Here is a 17,481-nt window from a genome sequence, read left to right as displayed (position 1 = left end):
GTGCCGCGGTCCCGACCGGATTCGAACCGGCGTATCCGCCCTGACAAGGCGGCGAGTCTGCCTCTGCTCTACGGGACCTCGCACGCGCCCGGACGGTCGGATTCGAACCGACGTTGTCGCCTTGGCAAGGCGGTGCGCCTGCCTCTGCGCTACGTCCGGACGCGCCCCCGGATCCTAACCGCACCCCCGCGATGCGGTCGCACGGATTTACGGGCTCAGTGCGAGGTGCGCCGGAGCCGCAGTCGTTCCTTCTCGGACAGGCCGCCCCACACGCCGAAGCGCTCGTCGTGGGCCAGGGCGTACTCGAGGCAGGCGGAGCGCATCGCGCACATGCCGCAGATGCGCTTGGCCTCCCGGACCGAGCTGCCGGGCTCGGGGAAGAAGAAGTCCGCCCCGGTCTGCGCGCACAGCGCCTCCCGCTGCCAGGCGAGGTCGGGCGTGGGAATCGTGTCGGTGTACATGGCGAGGATCGTGCCGTGCGGCGAAAAACGTTCGATCAACGCCGGATATACGCGGCGGCGCAGGGCCTCCGGCCGCCCCGATGGTGCCCCGGCGGAGGGCCTGGGGGCACGGCGGCGCGCGGGAACGGCGTGGACGAAGAGGTCCGTGCCGGTGACCGACGGTGATCCCGGCCCGGAGCTCGCGCCGCCCTGCTCCGGCAGCGATTGTCAGTGGGCGGTGCCAGACTCGGCAGTGCACAGGACGGGACTTCGACGAGGAGGGCGAAGATGCTCACCACCCGTTTCGTCAACGGCGCTCCGAACTGGATCGACCTCGGTACGACCGACATCGACCGCGCCTGCGCCTTCTACGGCGCCCTCTTCGGCTGGCGGTTCGAGTCGGCGGGGCCGGACGCCGGTGGCTACGGCTTCTTCCAGCTGGACGGGAGGACCGCGGCGGGCGCCATGCAGACCTCGCCCGAGCAGGGCCCGCCGTCGTGGACGGTGTACTTCCGGTCACCCGACGCGGACGCCACCTGCAAGGCGGCCGAGCAGGCGCACGGCAGAGTGCTGTTCCCGCCCATGGACGTGATGGACCGGGGCACGATGGCGATCCTCGCCGACCCGGCGGGCGCGCCGTTCGGCATCTGGCAGCCGGGGCGGACCAAGGGCGTGGACGTCGCGGGCGAGCCCGGGTCGCTGTGCTGGGTCGAGCTGTACACCCCGGACGAAGCCGCGGCGGCCGCCTTCTACAACGCCACGCTGGGCCTGGAGACCTCGGCCGTCTCCTTCCCGGGCGGCACCTACACCTCCGTCAACCCGTCGGGCGCCGGGGAGGACGCCATGTTCGGCGGGGTCGTCCCGCCGGCCGACGATCCGACGGCGGCGGAGTCGGGGGCGTACTGGCTGCCGTACTTCGAGGTCACGGACGTGGACGCGGTCGTCGCGCGGGCGGAGGAGCAGGGCGGGACGGTCCGCCTGGCCGCCACGGACATCGAGGGCGTCGGCCGGATCGCCAGACTCGCCGACCCCTACGGGGCACGCTTCGCGGTGATCAAGACCGCCCCGCAGTCCACGTGAGGCGGCCGGGGAACGCCCCGCTAGGCGGAGGCGCGGCGCACCAAAGTGGTCGGGAGGACCACGCCGGACGGTGAGGCGTCCGGTGTGTCGTCGGTCGTGGTCGTACCGCGGTCGAGGCCGCGCAGCAGGAGGCGGGCCATGATCCGGCCCATCTCCTCGATGTCCTGACGGACCGTCGTCAGCGGTGGGTCGGTCTGCTCGGCGACGGGCAGCATGTCGTCGAAGCCGACCACCGCGACGTCCTCGGGCACACGGCGCCCGTGTTCGCGCAGGACGCGCAGGGCGCCCGAGGCGGTGAGGTCGTTGGCGGCGAACACCGCGTCGACGTCGGGGCAGCGGTCGAGGAGTTCCCGCATGGCGCGCTCACCGCCGCCGGGGGTGAAGTCGCTCTCCACGACGAGCCGGGGATCGGCGTCGCCCCTGACGTCCCGGAACCCCTCGAGCCGGTCCGCCGCGGAGGTCTGGTCGAGGGGTCCGGTGAGGTGCGCGACGCGGGTGCGGCCCAGGCCCACCAAGTGGCGTACGGCCTCCCGGGCGCCGCCGCGGTTGTCGCTGTCGACGTACACGACGTCACGCGTGCCGTCGCTCCAGCCGGGGCGGCCGCCGAACACCGTCGGCACACCGGCGCCCTGGATGAGGCCGGGCAGCGGGTCGTCGAGGTGCAGCGAGAAGACGAGGGCTCCGTCGACATGGCCTCCGGCGAGATAGCGGGCGACGCGGGCGTGGTCGGCGCGGCCCTCGGTGAGCAGCAGCACGAGCTGGTTGTCGTGGGCCGTCAGTTCCTTGCTGATGCCGCGGAGTTGGAGGGCGAAGAAGGGGTCGGCGAAGACGCGGGTCTCCGGTTCGGCGATGACGACGGCGACGGCGTCGTGCCGTCTGGTCACCAGGCTGCGGGCGGCCTGGTTGGGGACGTACCCGAGTTCCTCCACGGCCCGCCGCACCCGCTCGACGAGGGGCTCCCTGACGCCGTCCCCGCCGTTGACGACCCGCGAGACGGTGGCCCGGGAGACCCCGGCCCGCGCGGCCACGGCCTCCAACGTGGGACGCGACGCTGTCTCGGTCACTGCGGGGCTCCTCCTCCTGCGCGGGTGCGGATCAGGATAGCCGCGGCAGGAGGGGGGATGAGAGCGCTCTCGCGAGGGTCGCCCGTCCATGATCCCTCAGTGCTTGTGCGTGTCCTTTGTCCCGTGTGTCTCCGGCGTCCCCTGCGATGCGTGCGTCCCGTCGGGATGGTGCGGCTCGTACCCCGGGATCGTGCCGTCCGGTTTCTTCACCAGGAACAGGCCCACCATCCCCATGTCGGAGTGGCTCTGCACATGGCAGTGGTACATCCACGCGCCGGCGCCCACCCCCTCCCCCGCGATCACCTGGAAACCGAAGGAGTCGGCCGGGCCGACGATCTTGTTGTCGATGACCTGGCTGGGGTCGTCGGGGCCGGTCAGCATGCCCGTGCGGTTGTCGGCCCAGCGATGTCCGTGCAGGTGGAAGGTGTGGTAGTACTCGCCGTGGGTGATCATCACGAACTCGACGCGATCGCCCACCGTCGCCTCGAAGTCGGGGCCGGTGTGGGCCGGCCGGTTGTTGATCGTCATGTCGTTGAAGACGATCGTGTGGGTCGCGTCGGGCAGGACGTCGCCCTTCCGGCGGACGATGACCGGGCCGTACAGGCCCTTGCGGATACCGCCCGTGCCGTGTTCGGTGCCGACGACGTGGTCGTGGTAGTGCCAGTAGCCGGCGCTGCCCGCGCGCCAGGTGCCGTCCGCGCGGCGGCCGGGGGCGTGGGTGCGCCAGGTGTAGGTGCGGGTGCCGCCGGGTTCGACGTCGCTGTGGTTCAGCTTCGTTCCGTCGCTGGAGATCTCGTAGTCCAGGCCGTGCACATGCAGGCTCGCCGGCACGTCGAGGGTGTTCTCGAACGCGATGTGGACGGTGTCGCCCTCGGTGATCTCGATCAGCGGTCCCGGGACCGTCGCGCCACCCTTCTCGAAGCCGTAGCCCAACTGCCCGTCGGGGAGCTTCTCGGCGTACAGCCTGAGGTGTCTGACCTGGCCCCCGGGAGGGGCCGTCCTGGCCGGCGCGTCCACGCCGGTGGCCTCGGGGGCCAGGGACAACGATGTCGCGGCCGCCGCCGCGCCGCCGATCAGCACCCGTCGGTTGAAACTGCGTCTGTCCATGCGGAACTCCCCACCCTGCCGAGGAACTTGCTGAGGCGTACCTGTGATGAACCGGTGAGACGGTACCGGCCGTTCCGCCGTTCATCCACACCCAGGACAAAGTTCGTGCCATTGCGGTCATAGGTATTGGCGAGTGACGCAAAGGGGTCTAGCTTCCTTGGCGCTGTCGCTGTGACCGAGGAGGTGCCCATGCACTTACGAGGGTTGAGCACAAGAAGCGCACCGAGCGCGAGCAGTACGGGATGCACGAGAAGACGGGTCTGGGTGGCCACCGCGGCTGCCGGGGCCGTCGCCGCCGGGCTGCTGTCCGGCCCGGCCGCGAACGCCCGCCCGTTCCCCGAGCCACCCCTGACAACGATGTCCGTGAAGTCGCCGCCAGGCGGCGCCGACGTACAGGTACTGGTCTTCTACGGGTCGGCGGCGGCCGGGGAGGAGTCGCCCGTCGTCAACGCCGGGATCGAGGCGATCGAGCGGATCGGCCTGTCCGGTGCGGCGGACCAGCGCTTCGAGGTCGAGGCCACGGACGACGCCTCGGTCTTCACCGACGGGACCCGGCTGGGCCGTTACAACGCCGTCGTCTTCCTGACGGGCGGTGGTGACGTCCTCGATCCGGAGCAGGAGGCGGGTCTGGAGGCCTACATGGAGGCGGGCGGCGGTTTCGTCGGCGTGCATGACGCGGCGCGCGCGGAACCGTACTCGGACTGGTTCACCGGCCTGATCGGCGCCCGTCCTGCCGCTTCCAGCCCCACGGCCGTGCAGCGGGCGGTGGTCGAGGTCGGCGACCGGCTGCACCCGGCCACCAAGGACGTGCCGGTGGAGTGGAAGCGCCCCGACCAGTGGCCCAACTGGGTGCGCAACCCCTCCGGCTCGGTGCACACCGTCGCGCGGGTGCGGGAGTCGAGCTACCAGCCGGGAGCGAGCGCCAACGGCTGGGACCATCCCATCAGCTGGTGCCGCGACTACGACGGCGGCCGCTCCTTCTACACGGGCATGGGCGGCACGGTGTCGTCGTACGACGAGACGGACTTCCGTGCGCACCTGCGCGGAGCGCTGCTGTGGACCACGCGCCTCGTGCAGGCCGACTGCAAGGCGACGATCACCGGCAACTACAAGGCGGAACGGCTGACCCAACCCAACCAGCCAGGCCGAAACGACCAGATCGGCGAACCGCACGGCCTGGTCACCGCCCCCGACGGCCGCGTGCTCTACATCGGCCGGGGCGGCGCCGACTCCTCCCAGCCCGTCGTCACCGACTGGAACAACCCCGACATCGGCAAGGGCAAGGGCCAGATCCACGTCTACGACCCGCAGACCAAGAAGGTCACGCCGGCAGGCGAGTTGACCGTCTTCGGCAACAAGGGCGGAGGCGACGAGCTGGTCAAGGTCGAGGAAGGCCTCCTCGGCATCGAGCTCGACCCGCGCTTCGAGCAGAACGGCTGGGTGTACCTGCACTACACGCCCCACTCGCAGATCAACCGCGACACCCGCATGGCCGAGCGGCGCGTCTCCCGCTTCACCCTCGACCACGCCACGAACAAGCTGGACCTCGGCAGCGAGAGGGTCCTGCTCAAGTGGCCGGTCCAGATCCACAGTTGCTGCCACGCCGGCGGCGGGATGGCCTGGGACTCCGAGGGCAACCTGTACATCGCGACCGGCGACAACAACTCCAGTGGATTCAGCGGCGGTTACTCCGGCAACAACCCCCAGCCGAACTACAAGGGCGTCTCCTTCGCCGACGCGCGCCGCACCGCCGGCAACACCAACAACCTCAACGGCAAGATCCTGCGTATCCATCCGGAACCCGACGGCACGTACACCCTCCCGGAGGGGAACCTCTTCACCGGCCGGGAGACCGACGAGGGCGGCGGCAAGACCCGCGGCGAGATCTATGTGATGGGCGTGCGCAACCCCGCGCGCATCTTCGTCGACCGGACGACCGACATCCTGTACGCGGGCTGGGTCGGCCCGGACGCGAGCGAGCCGTCACCGACCTGGGGTCCGGCGAAGTACGACACGTTCGCCGTCATCACCGGGGCGGGCAACCGGGGCTGGCCGTACTGCATGGGCAACAAGCAGCCCTACCGGGACCGCAATCTTCCGGATCCGTCGCAGCCGCTGGGCTGGTACGACTGCGACCACCCGAAGAACGAGTCCCCGAACAACGACGGCCTGGTCAACCTGCCGCCGGTGACCGGCAACAACATCTGGTACGCGCCCCAGGGCGGCGCCCCCGACTACCCGCGCGACGCGAACGGCGTCCCCTCGTACAAGAAGGAGGAGGCCACCTACCGGCTGCCGTGGCTCAAGGGCGGCGGGCAGGCCGCGATGAACGGGCCCGTCTACCGCTACGACGCCGCGGGCGCGAGCGCGGCCAAGTGGCCCGCGTACTGGGACGGCAAGTGGTTCGTCGGCGACTTCTACGACGCCGACCAGCCGCGCAACGCGGTGCTGATGAACCCGGCGACCCAGGGCAACGGCGGTCTGCCCGTCCACTCGGAGTCACTGAAGAGGATCGTGCCGGTCGGCAACGACGGCATCAAGAACCTCATGGACTGGAAGTTCGGTCCGGACGGCGCCCTGTACGTCCTCGACTACGGCCGGGGCTTCTTCACCTCCGACGCCAAGTCGGCGTTGTGGCGGGTGACGTACACGGGCGGCGCCGCGACCCCGGCCGCCGACCAGCTGGCGAGGGGAGTCCGATGATGCGTCTGTTGCGCCAACGAAGAGTTCTGGCAGCCCTCTTGGCGGGGCTGCTGGCCGTGCTCGGGCTCCAGGCGGTGCCTGCCGCCGGGCAGAGCGATCCACCCGACCGGGCCGCCGCCCAGGTACTCACCTGGACCGCCGGCGACGACATCACGAAGTACACCTCGGCGCCCGCGACGGCGGTGGCCGGAGCGGCGACGATCGTCTTCGAGAACAGCGCGGCGACCGGCAACACCACGGGGATGCCGCACACGTTGACGTTCGTGACGTCCGATCCCGAGTTCAACAGCGACGTCCAGCTCAACATCCTCGCCAACCCGGCCGACGACCAGGGCGGCCGCCACACCGCCGAGGTCACCCTCACCCCGGGCCGCTACTTCTACCACTGCACGATCCCCGGTCACGGGCAGATGCAGGGCATCCTGGTGGTGACCGAGGGCGGCGGCGAGGACACGACGGCTCCGGAGACATCGGCGCGGGTGAGCGGGACGCAGAACGCGCAGGGTGAGTACGTCGGGTCGGCGAGCGTCGCGATCGGGGCGACGGACGACGAGGGCGGGTCGGGGGTCGACCGGATCCAGTATGCGGTCGGCGACACGGGCGACTGGATGCCGTACACCGCCCCGGTCGTCGTCGACCAGATCGGCCGTCACACGATCCGCCACCGGGCCTTCGACAAGGCCGGCAACGTCTCCGCCGAGAAGAGCGTCGAGTTCACCGTCGTGGCGCCGCAGACGGACGACACGACGCCGCCGGAGACATCGGCGACGGTGAGCGGGGAACAGAACGCCGACGGGGCGTACGTCGACATGGCCACCGTGACGGTCAGCGCATCCGATACGGGGTCGGGGGTCGACCGTATACAGTATGCGGTCGGCTCCACGGGCGACTGGCTACCGTACACCGCCCCCGTGATGCTCCATCAGCTCGGCACCCACACCGTCCGCTACCGCGCCACCGACAAGGCCGGCAACGTCTCCGCCGAGAAGAGCGTCACGTTCACGGTCGTCTCCGCACCCCCACAGGACACCACTCCCCCGGTGACGGGCGTGACCGTCGACGGCACACGCAACTCCGACGGTGCCTACGTCGGCAACGCCAAGGTGACCGTCAGTGCGACAGACGCGCACGGTTCGGGTGTGGATCGGATCGAGTATTCGCTCGACGGTGGACCGTACATTGCATACACCATCCCCGTCATCGTCGACCGCGCCGGTACCCACACACTGGCCTACCGGGCGACCGACAAGGCGGGCAACACGTCCGAGGCGCGGACCGTGAGTTTCACCGTGGTGGCCGGCGGCGGCGTGCCCGCGCCCAACTGCCCCGAGTGGGACGAGCGGTTGACCGTGATCGTCGGCACGGTCGACACGGGCGTACCGAACCGGGTGACCGACAACCGCTGCCGAATCAACGAGTTGATCGAGGACGAGAAGGAGTGGACGTCCCACGCGCTCTTCCTCAAGCATGTGAAGACGGTCATGGACCGGCTGTTCAGGGAAGGGGTCGTCGACGAGCGGGAGTACGACGCCGTCCTCGAGGCGGCTCGCGCGTCCGGCATCGGCAGACCCGGGCAGACCGCGGGCTACCGCACGATCCTCGACGGCAGCGCGGAGTCCTTCGCCCAGTGGGAGCAGGTCGGCGGCGGATCCTTCGCCCTGAACGCCGACGGGTCGATCACCTCGGGCACGACGAAGCCCGGCCTCGGCATGCTGTGGTTCCCGCAGCGCAAGTACGGCGACTTCTCGCTCCGGCTCCAGTGGCGTGACGACGCTCCGGGCACGGGCAACGCCAACTCCGGTGTATTCGTGCGCTTCCCGGGGGTCCACGGCCATCCCGAGGAGTCGCGTCCGGAGTGGGTCGCCATCAAGTACGGGCACGAGGTGCAGGTGCTGGACCGGCCCGACGGCGACATGTACAAGACCGGCTCGGTCTACGGCTTCGACCGCGTGGGCCTGGCGGGCGCGGGCGTGACGCAGAAGGGCACCTGGAACGACTACGAGATCCGTGTCGTCGACCAGCACTACTCGGTCTACCGCAACGGTGTGCTGATCAACGAGTTCGACAACATCGGCGGCCTGGACTTCGCCCCGCCCCGCTCGGACGACCCGGGCACGGACGGGCGCCGGTTCGCCTCCGGTTACCTCGGGCTCCAGGTGCACGGCACGACGGACGTGGTGTCCTACCGGGACATCCGGATCAAGGACCTGTAGGCGGCTCCTTCTTCGCGCGGCTCGGCTGTACCCGCCTGGGTTCGCCCGGCATCTTCGGATACTCGGGCGGGTACGGCAGATCACCGAGCCCGTGGTCGCGTTCGTCCTTCGCGGCCAGTTCCAGCAGCGCGTCCAGGGAGTAGGCGTGGTCGTCCATGTCGGCGTGCACGTCGCCGAGCCGGGCGTAGCGGCCCGGCATCGTCGCGATGTCGAAGTCGCGGGGGCGGGCCTCGCCGACCTCCTCCCAGCGCAGGGGCGCCGAGACGGGGGCGTGCGGGCGGGGCCGTACGGAGTAGGCGGAGGCGATGGTGCGGTCGCGGGCGGTCTGGTTGTAGTCCAGGAAGATGCGTTCGCCCCGTTCCTCCTTCCACCACTTGATCGTCACGCGTTCCGGCATCCGGCGTTCCATCTCGCGGCCGACGGCGATGGCGGCACGCCGGACCTGGGTGAAGGTCCAGCGCGGCTCGATCGGCACGAACACGTGCAGGCCCCGGCCGCCGGAGGTCTTGGGCCAGCCGCGCAGGCCGCCGAACTCGTCGAGGACGGCGCGCAGTTCGTGGGCGGCGCGGACGGCGTCGGCGTAGTCGGTGCCGGGCTGCGGGTCGAGGTCGATGCGGAGTTCGTCGGGGCGGTCGACGTCGGTGCGGCGGACGGGCCAGGGGTGGAAGGTGAGGGTGCCGTACTGGGCGGCCCACAGCACCGCCGCCTCCTCGGTGGGGCACATCTCGTCGGCGGAACGGCCGCTGGGGAAGGTGATGTGGGCGGTCGGGATCCAGTCGGGCATGTTCTTCGGGGCCCGCTTCTGGAAGAAGGACTCGCCGGTCACGCCGTCCGGGTAGCGCTCCAGGGTGGTGGGCCGGTTGCGCAGGGCGCGCAGGGCCCCGGGGGCGACCGCCTGGTAGTACCGGGCGAGGTCCAGCTTGGTGAAACCGCGCTCCGGGAAGAAGACCTTGTCGGGGCTGGACAGCCGTACGGTCCGGCCGCCCGCTTCCAGTTCCACCGCTTCGCCCATGCGAGCCACGGTAGGCGTACCTCTCACCGCTCGCACACTGGGCGACACGTCACGAAGAAGCGCAGAATCGGACCATGGATCTGCCGGTGATGCCACCCGTGAAGCCGATGCTCGCCAAGTCGGTGGCGGTGATCCCGCCGGGTATGCAGTACGAGGCGAAGTGGGACGGCTTCCGGGCGATCGCGTTCCGCGACGGCTTTGACATCGAGTTGGGCAGCCGTACCGGGAAGCCGCTGACCAGGTACTTTCCCGAGCTGGTGGGGGCGCTCAGGGAGCGGGTGCCCGAGCGGTGCGTGCTGGACGGGGAGATCGTGATCGCGCGGGAGGGGCGGCTGGACTTCGACGCGCTGACCGAGCGGATCCACCCGGCGGACTCCCGGGTGCGCATGCTCGCCGAGCGGACCCCGGCGTCCTTCGTGGCCTTCGACCTGCTGGCGCTGGACGACGAGTCGCTGCTCGACGTGCCGCTGAGCGACCGGCGGGCGCTGCTGACCAGGGCGCTGGCCGGAGTGACGCCGCCCGTGCACCTGGCCCCGGCGACCACGGACGTCGAGGTGGCGCGGCAGTGGTTCGACGAGTACGAGGGGGCGGGCCTGGACGGTGTGATCGCCAAGCCGCTCACCTTGCCCTACCTCCAGGACGAGCGCGCGATGTTCAAGGTCAAGCACGAGCGCACGGCGGACGTGGTCGTGGCCGGCTACCGCCTCCACAAGAGCGGACCGGTGGTCGGCTCGCTGCTGTTGGGCCTGTACGACGACCGGGGCGTCCTCCAGCACGTCGGTGTGTCCGCAGCCTTCTCCATGAAGCGCCGGGCCGAGCTGGTGGCGGAGCTGGAGCCGCTGCGCATGGCGGACGCCGAGAGCCACCCCTGGGCCGCCTGGTCGCAGGAGGCCGCGCACGAGACGGCCCGGCTGCCCGGTGCGCCGAGCCGCTGGTCGGGCAAGAAGGACCTGTCCTGGGTGCCGCTCAGGCCGGAGCGGGTGGCCGAGGTGGCGTACGACCACATGGAGAACGGGGCCCGGTTCCGGCACACGGCCCGCTTCCGCCGCTGGCGCCCGGACCGGACCCCGGAGAGCTGCACGTACGCGCAGCTGGAGGAGCCGGTGCGCTACGACCTCACGGAGATCCTGGGGGCTCCTCCCGAGGTGTGACTGAGGGGTGACTCACGGCGTCATCAGGATCTTCACCGCGCCGTCCCGCTTGTGCTGGAACATCTCGTACGCCTGCGGGGCCTCCGACAGCGGCAGCCGGTGGGTGGCGAAGTCGTCGACGCCGAGCGGGTCCTCGTCCGTGAGGTACGGGATGATGTCGTCGCTCCAGCGGCGCACGTTGGCCTGGCCCATCCGCAGCTGGATCTGCTTGTCGAACATGGTGAGCATCGGCAGCGGGTCGGCCATGCCGCCGTACACGCCGGACAGCGAGATGGTGCCGCCGCGGCGCACCAGCTCGATGGCGGTGTGGAAGGCGGCGAGCCGGTCGACGCTGAAGCGCTCGGCGAAGGGGCCGCCGATCTTGCGGGGCAGCATGCCCGCGGCCTGCTGGGCCAGCTTGGCGGCGGCGCTGCCGTGGGCCTCGGTGCCGACGGCGTCGATCACGGCGTCCGGGCCGCGGCCGTCGGTCTCGTCGCGGATCGCGGCGACCAGTTCCTTCTCGTTGTCGAAGCTGCGCAGGTCGTACGTCTCCACGCCCCGTGCGCGGGCCCGGCGCAGCCGGTCGCCGACCAGGTCCACGCCGAACACCCGCCCGGCGCCCCGCAGTTGGGCGATGCGGCAGGCCATGTCGCCGATGGGGCCGAGACCGAGCACGGCGACGCTGCCGCCCTGGGGGACGTCGGCGTAGGAGACCGCCTGCCAGGCGGTGGGCAGGACGTCGGAGAGATAGACGAAGCGGTCGTCGGGCGGGCCCTCCGGCACCTTGATGGGGCCGAACTGGGCCTGCGGGACGCGCAGGTACTCGGCCTGGCCGCCGGGCACCGCGCCGTACAGGCGGGTGTAGCCGAACAGGGCGGCGCCCATGCCCTCGCCGGTGACCTGGGTGGTCTCGCACTGGGTGAACAGGGAGTTCAGACACATCCAGCAGTCGCCGCAGGCGATCTGGAACGGCACCACGACCCGGTCGCCGGCCTTGAGGTCGGGCACACCGGGGCCGACCTCCTCGACGATACCCATGGGCTCGTGGCCGAGGATGTCGCCCGGGGTCATGAACGCGGTGAGCACCTCGTAGAGGTGCAGGTCGGAGCCGCACAGTCCGGTGGACGTGACGCGGATGACGGCGTCCGTCGGTTCCTGGATCGTCGGATCGGGCACGGTCTCCACCCGAACGTCCCGCTTCCCCTGCCAGGTCACTGCCTTCATCGTGCCGCGCTCCCTCCACCGAAGTTCGGGGGGCCCGCCGTCTCGGGGGGCCGGGTCCTGGGTGCGGCCCGGGTACCCGGCGCCCCGGTCCCGAACCCCAGCAGGGAGCCCGACCTGGACCAATCGGCCTATTTAATGCGCAAAATCAAAACTGATCGGGTATAGCCACCAAACATCCGATAAGCGCACAATCAAGGCACGAAACGGGGTGGCGACGATGGACGTGGCGACGGCGGGCGCTAGACCGGACACGGCGAAGCCGGACACGGCGAAGCCGGACACGGCGAAGCCGGACACGGCGAGACCGGTCGTGACGAGAACGGTCGCGGGACGAGGAGCCCGCCGGAGACTGACCGTGGCGGCCGTCCTCGCCGCCACGCTCGCGGCCTCCCTGACCGCCGGCTGCGCCACACGAGGCGGGCCGGCCGACGACGGCCGTGGCGGGGGCCCGGAGCCGAGCCGCAGTGGCGGCGTGGTCCCCTCCGCCACCGCCTCCGGTTCGCCGGCCGCCGGCGCCGGCGTGACCCCCTCCGCCGTCGGCTCGCCACTCGTCGTGAAGATCGACAATGCCCGCGCCGCCCGGCCCCACACCGGCCTGAACTCCGCGGACGTCGTGTACGTCGAACAGGTCGAGGGCGGTCTGAGCCGGCTGATGGCGGTGTACGCGACCAAGCTGCCGCAGGCCGTCGGGCCGGTGCGCAGCGCCCGCGAGTCCGATCTGGAGCTGCTGCGCCAGTTCGACCGGCCGGTGCTGGCCTTCTCCGGGGCGCAGAGCAAGCTGCTGCCGCTGATCGACAAGGCGCCGCTGGAGGCGGTCACACCCGAGCAGGCGAAGGGCGCCTACTACCGCGACCGGGACAGGTCCGCGCCCCACAACCTGTTCCTGCGCCCCGACCGGGTGCTCCCCTCCGCACCGGGCGCGGCCGCGCTGACCACCGGCTTCCAGTACGGCCCCGCACCCTCCGGCGGCACGCCGGAGACCTCGCGGACCGTGCGCTACCCGGCGGCCCGCTACACCTTCGCCTGGTCCGAGAGCCGGGGCCGCTGGCTGGTGTCGATGGACGGCACGGCGGCCACGACGACCGACGGGGGCGCGGTGGCGCCGGCGACGGTGGTCGTGCAGTACGTCGAGGTCCGCCCGTCGGCCTTCCAGGACTTCCTCGGCAACAACACGCCGTACACCGAGACGGTGGGGTCGGGCAGGGCGGAGGTGCTGCGCGACGGGCGTGTCCACGACGTGAACTGGAAGCGGGCGAGCGCCCTGGACGGCACGGAGTTCACGACCCGGGACGGCCGGCCGGTCGCCTTCGCCGAGGGCCAGGTGTGGGTGGTGTACGCGAAGGCGTGAGGGGGACCTGAGGGAGGCGCGGGCAAGGCGTGCGGGGCGGTCAGGAGGGGGCGGCGAGGGATTCCGCCGGGTTGCGGAGCCCCTCGGCCGCGTCCGAGACGCGCTGGATGAGGTCGAAGAAGACTGTCTGCTCCTCGGCGGAGAGCGGGGCCAGGAACACCTGGTTCATCCGGGCCGTGCGCACGGTCAGCTTGCGGTGGGTGCGCAGCCCCTCGTCGGTGAGGCGCAGCAGGAAGCGGCGGCCGTCCTGCGGGTCGCGGACCTTGTCGAGCAGTCCGCGCCGGCCGAGGCGGCTGATCACCTCGGCGATCGTGGAGCGGTCGAGCCCCACCCGCTCCCCCACCGTGCGCTGGTCCAGGCCGGGTTCGGCGACGAGCGCGTTCAGCACCGCGAACTGCGGTGAGGTGATCTCCTCGGAAACCATCGTGTTCCACAGCAGGTAGTGCGCCTGCTGCAGCCGCCGGGCCAGGTGCCCGGGGTGGGTGGAGAGGTCCACCGCGGCCATGTGCGCTCCCGAGGTCGTTTTCGTTGGTGTACTGAACAATACCGGGCAGCGGCGTGACTGTCTCCGGCTCGCGCCCGCGATCTGACCTCGCCTTTTCCCGAGACCTTGACGCCCTGCCCGTCCGGTGGCAGCGTGAAGGGCACCTCGCTGAAATAATCAGTGCCCTGACTAATTGTTGGCCTTGGCCGCGATGGGCGCTCGGACGGGATGGGGCTTCACGGATGGACAAGGTGGTCGCCACGGCCCTGGAGGCCGTGGCCGATGTGCCGGACGGCGCGTCGCTCGCGGTGGGCGGATTCGGGCTGAGCGGTGTGCCGAACGTGCTGATCCGGGCGCTGTACGAGCGGGGCGTCGCCGGACTTTCGGTCGTCTCCAACAACTGCGGGGCGATGGAGTCCGGCCTCGCGGTGCTGCTCGCCGCCGGGCGGATCTCCCGGGTGACCGGTTCCAACATCGGGGCGAACAAGGAGTTCGCGCGCCAGTACCTGGCCGGGGAGCTGGAGGTGGAGATGATCCCGCAGGGCACGCTCGCCGAGCGGCTGCGGGCCGGCGGCGCCGGCATCCCCGCCTTCTACACCCCCGCCGGCGTGGGCACGCAGGTCGCCGAGGGCGGTCTGCCGTGGCGCTACGACGGTGCGGGCGGGGTGGCGCTGGCCTCGCCGCCGAAGGAGGTCCGCGAGTTCGACGGCACGGAGTACGTGCTGGAGCGCGGGATCCGCACCGACTTCGCGCTGGTCAGGGCGGCGAAGGGCGACCGGCACGGCAACCTGGTCTTCAACAAGTCCTCCCGCAACTTCAACCCGCTGGCCGCGATGGCCGGCCGGATCACCGTCGCCGAGGTCGAGGAACTGGTCGAGCCCGGCGGGATCGACCCGGACGCGGTGCACCTGCCCGGCATCTTCGTGCAGCGCGTCGTCGCGCTGACCCCCGAGCAGGCGGCCGACAAGGGCATCGAACAGCGCACGATTTCCGCGCCTGAGGCACGAGGGACGGTGAGCCACTGATGGCCTGGACACGCGAGGAGATGGCCGCCCGCACCGCGCGCGAGCTGCGGGACGGCCAGTACGTCAACCTCGGCATCGGACTGCCGACCCTCATCCCCAACTACCTCCCGGACGACGTCGAGGTGGTCCTGGAGTCGGAGAACGGCATCCTGGGCACCGGCCCCTACCCCACCGAGGACCAGGTCGACCCCGACCTGATCAACGCGGGCAAGGAGACGGTGACGGTCCTGCCGGGGGCGTCCTTCTTCGACTCGGCGCTGTCGTTCTCGATGATCCGCGGCGGGCACATCGACGTCGCCGTACTCGGTGCGATGCAGGTGTCGGAGCGGGGCGACCTGGCCAACTGGGCCATCCCCGGCAAGATGATCACCGGGATCGGCGGGGCGATGGACCTCGTCCACGGCGCCCGCACCGTCATCGTCGTGATGACCCACACCGCCAAGGACGGCTCCCCGAAGATCCTCACCGAGTGCGCGCTGCCCCTCACCGGCAAGGCGTGTGTGAACCGGATCATCACCGACCTCGGCGTCCTCGACGTCACCGACGAGGGACTGGTGCTCGTCGAGACCGCGCCCGGGGTGAGCCTCGACGAGATCACCGCCAAGACCGACGCCAAGCTGATCGTCGCGGACGACCTGAAGTGAAGGACCTGAAGTGAAGGACGTCTACATCGTCGACGCGGTCCGCACCCCGGTCGGACGCTACAACGGCGGTCTGTCCTCGGTGCGCCCGGACGACCTCGCCGCCCACGCCATCCGCGAACTCCTCGGCCGCACACCGGAGTTGGACCCGACCCGGATCGAGGACGTCTACTTCGGCAACGCCAACGGGGCCGGCGAGGAGAACCGCAACGTCGGCCGCATGGCCGCGCTGCTGGCCGGCCTGCCCACCTCCGTGCCGGGGGTGACGGTCAACCGGCTGTGCGCCTCCGGCCTCGAGGCGGTCGTCCAGGCGGCTCGCGCCATCGCGGTCGGCGACGCCTCCGTCGCCGTGGCGGGTGGTGTGGAGTCGATGACCCGGGCGCCGTACGTGCTGCCCAAGTCGGACAAGGCGTTCCCGGCCGGGCACGCCGAGCTGTACTCGACCACGCTGGGCTGGCGCATGGTCAACCCGAGGATGGACCCGCAGTGGACCGTCCCGCTGGGTGAGTCGGCCGAACTGATCGCGGACAAGCACAAGATCACGCGTGAGCAGCAGGACGAGTTCGCCCTGCGCAGTCACCAGAAGGCGGCCGAGGCGCAGGCGGAGGGCCTCTTCGACGCCGAGCTGGCGCCCGTGTCGGTCCCACAGCGCAAGGGCGAGCCGGTGGTCGTCGCCGCCGACGAGTGCGTACGCGCCGATGCGTCACTGGCGGCGATGGCCAAGCTCAAGCCGTCCTTCCGTACGTCCGGCGGGACGGTCACCGCGGGCAACGCCTCGCCGCTCAACGACGGCGCCGCCGCCCTGCTCCTGGTCGACGAGGAGGGCCTGAGGGCCACCGGCCGCGAACCGCTCGCCCGGGTGTCCGCCACCGGTGTGTCGGCGATCGACCCGCACTACTTCGGACTCGCCCCCGTCGAGGCCGTCAACCGCGCGCTGGCCAAGGCGGGCAGGGGATTCGACGACCTGTCCGTGCTGGAGCTGAACGAGGCCTTCGCCGCGCAGGTACTGGGCTGTGTCGCCGAGTGGCCCGAGTTCGACCCGGCGCTCCTCAACCCGCAGGGCGGCGCCATCGCCCTCGGCCACCCGCTGGGCGCCTCCGGTGCCCGCCTCGCCGGCACGGTCGCCCACCAGCTCGCCCGGCGCGGTACCGGCATCGGTGTCGCCACCCTCTGCATCGGCGTGGGCCAGGGCCTCGCCCTCGTCCTCGAACGTTAGGACCCCAGGAACCCCCATGACTCTCACCCAGCACGACATCGACCAGGAGATCGCGGCCGAGCACGCCGCGTACGAGAAGCGGATCGCCGACGGCGCCCCCGTCGAACACCACCCGCGCCGCGACTACGCCCCCTACCGCTCCTCCGTCCTGCGCCACCCGAAGCAGCCGCCGGTCGCCATCGACGTCACCCAGGACCCGGAGCTGGTGGAGCTGTCCTCCCCCGCCTTCGGCGAGCGCGACATCACCGAGATCGACAACGACCTCACCCGGCAGCACAACGGCGAGCCCATCGGCGAGCGCATCACCGTCTCCGGCCGCCTCCTGGACCGCGACGGCCGCCCGATCCGCGGCCAGCTGATCGAGATCTGGCAGGCCAACTCGGCCGGCCGGTACGCCCACCAGCGCGAGCAGCACGACGCCCCGCTGGACCCGAACTTCACCGGCGTGGGCCGGACGTTGACCGACGACGACGGCCGGTACCACTTCACCACCATCCAGCCGGGCCCCTACCCCTGGCGCAACCACGTCAACGCCTGGCGCCCGGCCCACATCCACTTCTCGATGTTCGGCACGGCGTTCACGCAGCGGCTCGTGACGCAGATGTACTTCCCGAGCGATCCGCTGTTCCCGTACGACCCGATCATCCAGTCCGTCACCGACGACGCGGCGCGGCAGCGGCTGGTCGCGACGTACGACCACAGCCTGTCCGTGCCGGAGTTCTCGATGGGCTACCACTGGGACATCGTGCTGGACGGCCCGAACGCCACCTGGATCGAAGAAGGGCGCTGACCGC

The 17,481-nt window shown here is 71.0% G+C and carries 15 protein-coding genes and 2 tRNA genes; 9 read left to right on the top strand and 8 right to left on the bottom strand.

Annotated features, from left to right (window positions below):
- Nucleotides 1–6 precede the first annotated feature (6 nt).
- The 3 genes from IE263_RS05765 to IE263_RS05755 all read right to left on the bottom strand — a co-directional run bounded on the left by IE263_RS05765 (nt 7) and on the right by IE263_RS05755 (nt 461).
- Nucleotides 7–78 (bottom strand) — tRNA-Asp (locus IE263_RS05765).
- 9 nt (nt 79–87) lie between these two features.
- Nucleotides 88–159 (bottom strand) — tRNA-Gly (locus IE263_RS05760).
- Nucleotides 160–215: 56 nt separating this feature from the next.
- Nucleotides 216–461, bottom strand: coding sequence for a WhiB family transcriptional regulator (locus IE263_RS05755; protein ID WP_189932860.1), 246 nt, complete (start codon nt 459–461; stop codon nt 216–218).
- 267 nt (nt 462–728) lie between these two features.
- On the opposite strand from IE263_RS05755, the gene IE263_RS05750 reads away from it, so the two are divergent.
- Nucleotides 729–1,520, top strand: coding sequence for a VOC family protein (locus IE263_RS05750; protein WP_189932858.1), 792 nt, complete (start codon nt 729–731; stop codon nt 1,518–1,520).
- Between the two features lie 20 nt (nt 1,521–1,540).
- On the opposite strand, the gene IE263_RS05745 is transcribed toward IE263_RS05750, so the two are convergent.
- Both IE263_RS05745 and IE263_RS05740 read right to left on the bottom strand, forming a co-directional pair.
- A complete protein-coding gene (locus IE263_RS05745) occupies nt 1,541–2,584 on the bottom strand; it encodes a LacI family DNA-binding transcriptional regulator (protein ID WP_189932855.1) in 1,044 nt (347 codons plus the stop codon).
- A gap of 96 nt (nt 2,585–2,680) precedes the next feature.
- Nucleotides 2,681–3,691, bottom strand: coding sequence for a multicopper oxidase domain-containing protein (locus tag IE263_RS05740; protein ID WP_189932853.1), 1,011 nt, complete (start codon nt 3,689–3,691; stop codon nt 2,681–2,683).
- A 189-nt stretch (nt 3,692–3,880) separates the two neighbouring features.
- On the opposite strand from IE263_RS05740, the gene IE263_RS05735 reads away from it, so the two are divergent.
- Together IE263_RS05735 and IE263_RS05730 are read left to right on the top strand one after the other, a co-directional pair.
- Entirely contained in the window at nt 3,881–6,394 is a 2,514-nt protein-coding gene (locus tag IE263_RS05735) for a ThuA domain-containing protein (protein ID WP_229910803.1), read from the top strand.
- Nucleotides 6,394–8,607 (top strand): OmpL47-type beta-barrel domain-containing protein, encoded by a 2,214-nt coding sequence (locus IE263_RS05730; RefSeq protein WP_229910823.1) that lies wholly within the window; start codon nt 6,394–6,396, stop codon nt 8,605–8,607. Before IE263_RS05735 ends, IE263_RS05730 begins: the two co-directional genes overlap by 1 nt.
- On the opposite strand, the gene ligD is transcribed toward IE263_RS05730, so the two are convergent.
- A complete protein-coding gene (ligD, locus tag IE263_RS05725) occupies nt 8,594–9,619 on the bottom strand; it encodes a non-homologous end-joining DNA ligase (protein ID WP_189932847.1) in 1,026 nt (341 codons plus the stop codon). The two genes, IE263_RS05730 and ligD, sit on opposite strands and share 14 nt — an antisense overlap.
- A gap of 74 nt (nt 9,620–9,693) precedes the next feature.
- On the opposite strand from ligD, the gene IE263_RS05720 reads away from it, so the two are divergent.
- Nucleotides 9,694–10,770, top strand: a complete 1,077-nt coding sequence (locus tag IE263_RS05720; protein ID WP_189932845.1) for an ATP-dependent DNA ligase — start codon at nt 9,694–9,696, stop codon at nt 10,768–10,770.
- A gap of 12 nt (nt 10,771–10,782) precedes the next feature.
- On the opposite strand, the gene IE263_RS05715 is transcribed toward IE263_RS05720, so the two are convergent.
- Nucleotides 10,783–11,973 (bottom strand): zinc-dependent alcohol dehydrogenase, encoded by a 1,191-nt coding sequence (locus IE263_RS05715; RefSeq protein WP_189932843.1) that lies wholly within the window; start codon nt 11,971–11,973, stop codon nt 10,783–10,785.
- 217 nt (nt 11,974–12,190) lie between these two features.
- Between IE263_RS05715 and IE263_RS05710 the strand changes: the two genes are divergently transcribed.
- Nucleotides 12,191–13,321, top strand: coding sequence for a DUF3048 domain-containing protein (locus IE263_RS05710; RefSeq protein ID WP_189932840.1), 1,131 nt, complete (start codon nt 12,191–12,193; stop codon nt 13,319–13,321).
- Between the two features lie 40 nt (nt 13,322–13,361).
- Here IE263_RS05710 and IE263_RS05705 read toward each other — a convergent pair whose 3' ends face one another.
- A complete protein-coding gene (locus tag IE263_RS05705) occupies nt 13,362–13,826 on the bottom strand; it encodes a MarR family winged helix-turn-helix transcriptional regulator (RefSeq protein ID WP_189932838.1) in 465 nt (154 codons plus the stop codon).
- 221 nt (nt 13,827–14,047) lie between these two features.
- Between IE263_RS05705 and IE263_RS05700 the strand changes: the two genes are divergently transcribed.
- From IE263_RS05700 to pcaH, 4 genes are read left to right on the top strand one after another with little or no spacing between them, the layout of a single operon-like run.
- Complete coding sequence (locus IE263_RS05700; protein WP_189932836.1) at nt 14,048–14,830, top strand: CoA transferase subunit A; 783 nt, start codon at nt 14,048–14,050, stop codon at nt 14,828–14,830.
- Nucleotides 14,830–15,474: a CoA transferase subunit B gene (locus IE263_RS05695; protein ID WP_189932834.1), complete on the top strand. Its 645-nt coding sequence runs from the start codon at nt 14,830–14,832 to the stop codon at nt 15,472–15,474. The genes IE263_RS05700 and IE263_RS05695 overlap by 1 nt, the downstream gene beginning before the upstream one ends.
- Before the next feature lie 10 nt (nt 15,475–15,484).
- A complete protein-coding gene (locus IE263_RS05690; protein ID WP_189932831.1) occupies nt 15,485–16,687 on the top strand; it encodes a thiolase family protein in 1,203 nt (400 codons plus the stop codon).
- Nucleotides 16,688–16,703: 16 nt separating this feature from the next.
- Nucleotides 16,704–17,477 (top strand): protocatechuate 3,4-dioxygenase subunit beta, encoded by a 774-nt coding sequence (gene pcaH / locus IE263_RS05685; RefSeq protein ID WP_189932829.1) that lies wholly within the window; start codon nt 16,704–16,706, stop codon nt 17,475–17,477.
- Nucleotides 17,478–17,481: the final 4 nt, after the last annotated feature.

It is taken from the genome of Streptomyces aurantiogriseus (genome assembly GCF_014649375.1).
Lineage (GTDB): Bacteria > Actinomycetota > Actinomycetes > Streptomycetales > Streptomycetaceae > Streptomyces > Streptomyces aurantiogriseus.
Note: the sequence above shows the minus strand (reverse complement) of the source record. Positions and strands in the feature narration are given on the sequence as shown.